The organism is Candidatus Hydrogenedentota bacterium (assembly GCA_035450225.1).
Taxonomy (GTDB): Bacteria; Hydrogenedentota; Hydrogenedentia; order Hydrogenedentales; family SLHB01; genus DSVR01.
This window is the reverse complement of the sequence record DAOTMJ010000082.1, coordinates 1-7,097: the sequence shown is the minus strand read 5'-3', so window position 1 is coordinate 7,097 and position 7,097 is coordinate 1. Positions and strand designations below refer to the sequence as shown.

6 protein-coding genes and 2 riboswitches are annotated in these 7,097 nt (G+C 57.8%); of the genes, 1 reads left to right on the top strand and 5 read right to left on the bottom strand.

Translation table 11 applies throughout. The annotated features are described in order from the left end of the window. The coding region (locus P5540_19525) for an Ig-like domain-containing protein (GenBank protein HRT67005.1) at positions 1 to 2,204 on the top strand (2,204 nt) is incomplete at its 5' end. A 77-nt stretch (positions 2,205 to 2,281) separates the two neighbouring features. On the opposite strand, the gene P5540_19520 is transcribed toward P5540_19525, so the two are convergent. From P5540_19520 to P5540_19500, 5 genes are all read right to left on the bottom strand, one after another. Then, entirely contained in the window at positions 2,282 to 3,523 is a 1,242-nt protein-coding gene (locus P5540_19520; protein ID HRT67004.1) for a cation:proton antiporter, read from the bottom strand. A gap of 108 nt (positions 3,524 to 3,631) precedes the next feature. Next, positions 3,632 to 3,691: riboswitch (Fluoride riboswitch) on the bottom strand. A 42-nt stretch (positions 3,692 to 3,733) separates the two neighbouring features. Continuing rightward, on the bottom strand, positions 3,734 to 4,417 hold the full coding sequence (locus P5540_19515; GenBank protein HRT67003.1) for a DUF6062 family protein: 684 nt from the start codon (positions 4,415 to 4,417) through the stop codon (positions 3,734 to 3,736). After that, positions 4,401 to 4,772 (bottom strand): hypothetical protein, encoded by a 372-nt coding sequence (locus tag P5540_19510; protein HRT67002.1) that lies wholly within the window; start codon positions 4,770 to 4,772, stop codon positions 4,401 to 4,403. The genes P5540_19515 and P5540_19510 overlap by 17 nt, the downstream gene beginning before the upstream one ends. Positions 4,773 to 4,789: 17 nt before the next feature. Further along, the gene (locus tag P5540_19505; protein HRT67001.1) at positions 4,790 to 5,245 is read right to left on the bottom strand and encodes a hypothetical protein; all 456 of its coding nucleotides are present in this window, start codon (positions 5,243 to 5,245) and stop codon (positions 4,790 to 4,792) included. 46 nt (positions 5,246 to 5,291) lie between these two features. Continuing rightward, positions 5,292 to 6,977, bottom strand: coding sequence for a dynamin family protein (locus P5540_19500; protein ID HRT67000.1), 1,686 nt, complete (start codon positions 6,975 to 6,977; stop codon positions 5,292 to 5,294). Between the two features lie 26 nt (positions 6,978 to 7,003). Continuing rightward, a riboswitch (Fluoride riboswitch) is annotated at positions 7,004 to 7,063 on the bottom strand. Positions 7,064 to 7,097: the final 34 nt, after the last annotated feature.

Sequence of the window (7,097 nt, the reverse complement as noted above, 5' to 3'; positions counted from 1 at the left end):
TCATTCGCACCTACGATGCAGACCCGCCTGTCGTGCTATCGGTCCAGACAACCGGCGCGAGCCCGACAAACGCCCAAACGGTTGTATTCCGTGTCCTGTTCTCCGAACCGGTCAGCGGAATGGACGCGTCGGATTGCGTCATAAATGCCGTTGGTGTTTCGGATGTCGCAATCTTGTCGTGCAATGGCGGCGGAACAACCTATGACGTTACGGTTGACACCGGCAACGGCTCGGGTTTGTTGCGCCTGGATATCCTGAACGATGGAACAGTACTCGATGCCGCCGCAAACATGCTTGCCGATTCCTTTTCCTTGGGCGAGACCTACGAAATAGACAAAGATGCGCCGACCGCGGTCCTTTCATCCACAGCCCCGGAACCGGTGGACACCTCGCCCATTCCCGTAAGCCTGCTTTTCTCGGAACCGGTGACGGGATTCGCATTGGGCGACATTCTGGTCGCCAATGGCATAGCCGCCGGACTTAGCGGCAATGGGGTGGCCTATGACTTCGTGGTATATCCCGTCGGACCGGGCGTAGTCACGGTCGAGATTCCTCCATCCGTAGCCTCGGACGCCGCCGGGAATGAAAATGTGGCGGCCACACCCTTGACAAGGACCTATCAGTCCGATGCGCCGGGCGTATTTCTGTTCAGCGACGCGCCGGATCCGGTCACATCGTCGCCCTTTGCCGTACAGGCCGTTTTCAGCGAACCGGTCACCGGTTTCGATGAAAGCGATCTGGTCATGATCAATGCGCTGCCAAGCAATTTCCGGCGCTTGGACGGCGCGCACTACAGTTTCGATGTGCATCCCCTCCTTGCGGGCCTTGTCCAAATCGTCATTCCGGCGGGCGCCGCCGAAAATGCCGAACATGTCGTGAACACGGCCTCGGCGCCTTTCGAGCGGACCTTCGTTCCCGACGGCCCGACCTTATACATGACGTCTCCGTCTCCCGATCCGACCAATGTCTCGCCCATACCCGTGACCGTGATCTTCAGCGAGGACGTATTCGGTTTCGAGGCCACCGACATTAGCGCCACCAACGGCACGATAGACCACTTCCAGACGATTGACGGCGCGCATTACACGTTCGACCTGTTTCCTTCCGGACCGGGGTTGGTAACGGCCGACATTTCACCGGGCGTTGCGCAAAACGGCGCGGGACAGTGGAACACGGCGGCGCCTCCCCTGGAACGTGAATACGATACGGAACGACCGTCCGTCGTTTTGTCAAGCATGGCCGACAATCCGACCCGTTTCTCGCCGATACACGTCAATATCGTTTTCAGTGAGGACGTTTTCGAATTTGAAAGCGGGGATATCTGGACGCAAAACGGCACGGTTGCACATTTCGAAGTCCAGAGCGCAAGCCATTACACGTGCGACGTTGAACCGATGGATGAAGGCCTTGTGGCGATGGCGGTTCCCATGCAGGTTTGCCGCGACGCCGCTCTCAATTTTAATACCGCGTCATCCGCGCTCAATCGAACCTACGATATAACATCCCCCGGGGTTTCCCTTGCATCCGCCGCGCCGGAGCCGACCCGCGTCTCGCCGATCACCGTCCAAATCCACTTCACCGAACCAGTATACGGCTTTGATGCGCTCGACGTTGAAGTCCAAAATGCGGTCGTGAGTCATTTCGCCTCAACAAGCGCCCAGAACTACTCATTGTCCTTGACGCCAATAGGCCAGGGAGAGGTATCCGCGTACATTCCACAGGCGGCGGCCGTTGATGCGGCCGGCAATCCCAATACGGCGAGCGGGACGCTGACGCGCACCTACGATACCATTCCCCCATCGGTACTGATTGGCCCTCCGTCGGTCGAGACCACGGCTGCCGGACCTGTTGCCTACGAAGTGCTTTACGGCGGGGCGGACATCATAACCCTGTCCGAACAGGACGTGACGCTCGTGAAATCGGGTTCCGCGGACGGTTCCGTGACCGTTTCCGGAACAGGTGTCGCTTCGCGCACGGTCACCGTGGAGAACATCGTCGGTGACGGCGCCCTTGCCATCTCCATTGACGCGGGCACGGCGAGCGACGCCGCCGGCAATCTCGCACCGGAAGCAGGTCCCAGTGCTCAATTCCAAGTCATGGCCCAGCAAACCCTGCCCGTGGCGGCGTGGCCTATTGTGTTGCTCGTCATGGCCGCCGGCATCATCGTCTGTCGGCGTAAAATAGCGGACGAGACGGACCCCTGAAACGCCTTGCCATCGGGGCAACATCCCCGGTGTTCACGACATTCGTTTCGTCCACTACGGGGAGGAGCGATCCGCTCCTACTCCTCCGCCGGACCCGAAGACGACTCCTCGCCGTTGTCGTCCCATGAAATTTTCTCCAATTCTTCCAGTTCCTCATCGGCGACGGTTTCCCCGGGGAGCAAATGCCGGGGCAGGAAGGCGTAATTGGCAATCATCGTGGGAACCACGGCGCTGCCGATGACCACTGCCACCAGGAACGAATACTGTTCGCGCGTAACGATGCCGTGCGAATATCCGTAAAGCGCGGAAATGGTCCCAAACGTCAAGCCGGTGGACATCATGAGGGTGTAATACCACCGGGCCTTCGTTTCCCCGTGAAAGCACCCGATGACGGGATACAATCCGAAAATTTTCGAGACGACTTTTCCCGCCAGCAAGATTACAAACACGAGCGGCGCGCCCAGAACCGCCGGCAGGGACACCAGCGATCCGGCGCGGATAAAATAGAAGGGTGTGAGGAGGCCGACAGTCAGGGTGCGCAGCCGGCGGACCCAATGCTGATCCTCCGCGGCGACGCCGGCCAGGATCATGCCGACCAGATAGGCCGGCAGCACGGCCTCGCTGCCGGACCACAACGCCAGCGCGCCGAGTCCAAACAGCACGAACAAGACCCATTTGGTTCGGATCGCCGCCGTGCGAAAGGCATAGAGCGAAATCAGGCGGGACGTGACAAAGGGAAGGGTAGCCATGACGGCCACGCATGCGCCGATGAAGACAAAAGTTTTGTATGTGAAGGGGGCGAAAAGGATTCCAAGCGCCAAAACGGTGCCCAGATCGTTGATGAAACACGCGCCGAGAATACCTTTGCCGAAATCGGTTTGATTGAAGCCCGTTTCGAGCATGACCGCGTATACAACCGCCATGGAGGTCGTGGACAAGGCGACTCCCGCGAGCCCGCTCGCCCGAACATCCCATCCCAGGACAAAGTGCGCCACGGCTGCGCAGCCAACGAACGGCGCCACGAACCCAATCAGGCCGACGATCGACACCTCTTTCCATTTTTTACGAAGCACGGCGGGTTCAAGCTCCGCCCCAGCCAGAAACGTGAGGAGCACCGCGCCCGTGCCCGCCAGAAAACGAAGCCAGGGCAGGTCGCCGCCAAGGCTGCCTGCGCCGAAATACCGATCGGCCACGAATCCCGCCGCGATCCCGATGCAGATTTCAATCAACGCGACCGATATCCGCAAATGATTCGAAAGCGAAGTGGCGGCGACCGCCAGCCCCATCCATAACGCCGCTACCGCAAATGCCGATTCCATAAAAAACCTCCATTCATCAGTTCCTCGTATGAACTGACGCGATTGGAAGGATAGGGACCATCCCTTTGGGCGGGGGTTTCCTTACACGAAACTCCTACCGCATCCTTCGACACGATAGGAGTCATCAGCCACTTGGCAATTATGGGGAACTCCATCCCCATGTATTCTATTGTATGCCACGCCGGGCCGTAAGAGCAAATTCACGGCAATCTAAAACAGGCCTCGCGATCCCACAATCATCTTCACCGCGCGCTGCCACGAATCGCATTCTTTGCCCATGATCTCTCCGGAAAATTGGTAGTTGTGCTTTCGTTCGAATTCCGCCAACTCCCGTGCAAGATCAGCATATTTTTCGCGGTGGACCTGAACAACGAACTCGCAATCCTCCGGTCTTTTTAAAAATTCGACCGCAACGAAGAAATGGGGCACGCAAAAACCGGCGCTTTTTTGGAATGCGGCGCGCATGTCGGGATCCGCGATCCACTTGCAAAGAACGGATAGGTTCCGTTTTCGCGATTCGTCCTGAATGCGGCACGCCGGACACCCGGCATGGGCGCTCCAGGCGCGTTCCCCCCTTCCGGCGACGTACCTCGACCTTGCCACAGAAAAACCTTCCAGGCATTTTCTAAACGCCTCAATCTGATCCTGGTAAAGGAGGGCCGTTCCAAATGCGCCGGATTGGTCGAGCAACATATGGGCATGTCGGTGGCAATATCCCTTGGAGTGGGCAAGTTCGCTCCGGACCTTCGGATCGTTCACCATCTCGTAAAGCAGCCCGTCGAAGTAGCGCTTCAGGGACACGGATTCGAGCGCGCACAGGGCGCACTCCGCCGTCTTCACGAGCGCATCCAGCACATCGAAGTAGGCCGTGTGTTTTTCATTCTTGTGACGCATCGCTGCCCTCCTTGATACGGCCGCCGGACAGTCCCATCCAAGCAGCGATTTGGTCTATCCGCGGGTTGTGGCTATTTTTTCCGACAGCCTGTCGCAGACATTTCCACGCCTCTTCATCACGCCCCTGTTTGAAAAGGCACCACGCCAAGTTGGCCATGAACACCGGTTCATGGGGATTGAGCCAGACCGCCCGCCTCAGTTCAGCCTCGGCAATGGCGTACGCTTCGCGTTCCAAAAGATACAAGGCCAATGCATTGTGGTTGTACCCAAGATAGGGATTGGGCCGAAGCGCATTTTCCCGGCGGCGTTCCTTTTCGGCGCTGTCCAGCGCGCGAAGTTTCTTCTTGTTAGCCATGACAACAGCCCATGCATCTATGCTGAACTCTTCGTGGAAGGCTTGTCAGATTCGACTATCTTCAAAATGTCTTGGAGCAGGGTGATAATCTCTTCGTTCTTCGGATCGAGATATGCCACCAGTTCCCCAGAGGGTTCGCCATACGCGCGGATATACTTCCCCTGCAGTTCGATCAGGGATTCCCAAAGGGCAAAACAGGCCGCACGAATGATGCGCGCGGGTTCTTTTATCATGGTCTTCAGTCCGAGTGTCTGTTGCATTTCCATCAAAACAGAGCGAAGGGATTCCACTTTATGGAAAATCTGCTCACGCTGTTCCGATGTGAGCGAATTTTCCTCCCGATAGAGAACCGAGTGCAGTTCGCGGCCCCGTGCCCATAGTTCGCATTCGCACAGAAACTCGTCAACCATTCTAAGCGTGATAGCGATAACCCGCTTGTGGTTCGGGCTTGTTTCGATCGGTTGCTTCGCCATCTTTCCGCATTCCCGGTACTGGTAGCGGGACCGCCGGCCTCCGGAACTAACAGTTTCCGAAATGGGCGGCCGCGTCTCCTCTTCCGTTTGGAATCGCCAAGCATTCGGAACATTCGTCGAGCCGGCGAAGGGCCGTTTCGATGGCGCTACACTGATCGCCCACACCCGAAACCAGCCCTTCGATGGTCGCCAGTTCGTTTTGTATGGATTCCATGGACTGCCGGGCGAGACTATCTATCGAGGCGTTTACGGCGTCCGCCCATTGGCTGGCCAGCCGCGAAAGATTCTTCTCCACCTCCCAAGGGATAAGCCGAAGGAAATGACGCTCGAAAAGCCGGTGAAAAAGGCCCATGGGAATGGCGAACCAGAGGAGATCGATATGGCTGTCGAAGACTTGGCCCATTTTCACGTCAGGCTTCCTGGGCGCCGCGATTTCGGCGTGAAACCGCGCGCTTTCGAACGAGATGCCCAGCGCCCGCTCGATTTCCTTCGACAACCGGTCTTGAAAAGCCCGCACGGTGCGATGAAAACTGACTTGCGCCTCGATTAGGTATTCTTCGAGATATCCTTTTCCATGCTCCGAAACGCGGCCCAATTCCTCCTCGAAGGCCCTTGCGGCCCAATCCTGAAACGCCTGGGTCCTTTTCGCAAGGCTGCCCGTCCATGCGCCCATCGCTTTTTTCAGCGATGCGCAAAGCCGCTTGGTCAATTCGCCGTGAAGATCGTGGAATCGCTCGCCGGCCGCCGTGCGTACGCGCGTTTTCAAATCCCGGGTCAATACGTGAATCTCCTTTCCCAACGAATCCAAGCCCTCCCGTTCACGCCGAATCATGTCGCGCAACTCGGACCGGGCTGCTTCCGCGGACTGGGCCGCCGTCTGCGCCAGGATCAGATAGGCCCGGCATTCCGAGATCAGGGCGGAGAGTTTGTGTCCCATGATTTTCACGAACAACTCCTCATGGCGCCCCGCCACGTTCGTGAGGAGGTATTCGCGTACATCGTTTTGAAACCGTTCAAAATCCGGCCGGTTCGAGAACGGAAGGACGAGGAGTTGACGCCCCCCGGTATTCTGGGCAATCTGCCATTGCGTAAATTCGATGACGGCTTTCCGTTCGCGATCGGAAACCAGATCGGCTTTCGTAAGAAGGATCACCACCTCCGGGGTATGCTTGAACACCTCACCCAACAGTCGCAGATCCTGTTCGCCCAAGGGCTGGTTCGCACTGATGGCCACAATTGCCCCGCCCACCTTCGGCAACCAGTCCATGGACGCCTGCGTGTTGTGGGCGAAGATGCTCCCAAGGCCCGGCGTGTCCACGAAGCATATACCGCGGTACGGCGCCAGCGACGCCAGTTCCACCTCAACCAAGGCCACGCGTTTTTCGTTCCTCGGATTGCGTTGTTCGGTAACATATTCGGGCAGTTCGGCCAACGGAATTTCCTCGATTTCGCCGGATAACCGATGGACCACGGCCCGATCCGTAGGGCCGTACCCAATCCGCGTAATTACCGCGGTGGCCGGCAGGACATTCACGGGCATGATTTCGCTTCCGATGATCGTGTTGAGGAAGGAACTTTTCCCCGCCTTGAATTGCCCGAGCACGGCGACTTCCACCCTCCCGCCGCTTCGGAGGGTCTCGGAACATGCATTGAGCTGCGGCGTCAAATTCTGAAGATGAAACTGCGCGCAGATTTGCCCCAGGAGTTCGACGCTCGCGGTCGTATCTCTCATGCTGCAACCTCCTATCGCCTTCTCTTTTTTCGACAGGAGTTATCAGCCACATGGCGATTACGGGGAACTCCATCCCCATCGCCGATTATCGTATCAGCCCCCCGAAAGCGTTTTCAAACC

What these genes read in the sequence shown, in the direction of transcription:
- P5540_19520 (HRT67004.1), bottom strand. Translation starts at nt 3,523, where the DNA reads ATGGAATCGGCATTTGCGGTAGCGGCGTTATGGATGGGGCTGGCGGTC.
- P5540_19515 (HRT67003.1), bottom strand. Translation starts at nt 4,417, where the DNA reads ATGCGTCACAAGAATGAAAAACACACGGCCTACTTCGATGTGCTGGAT.
- P5540_19510 (HRT67002.1), bottom strand. Translation starts at nt 4,772, where the DNA reads ATGGCTAACAAGAAGAAACTTCGCGCGCTGGACAGCGCCGAAAAGGAA.
- P5540_19505 (HRT67001.1), bottom strand. Translation starts at nt 5,245, where the DNA reads ATGGCGAAGCAACCGATCGAAACAAGCCCGAACCACAAGCGGGTTATC.
- P5540_19500 (HRT67000.1), bottom strand. Translation starts at nt 6,977, where the DNA reads ATGAGAGATACGACCGCGAGCGTCGAACTCCTGGGGCAAATCTGCGCG.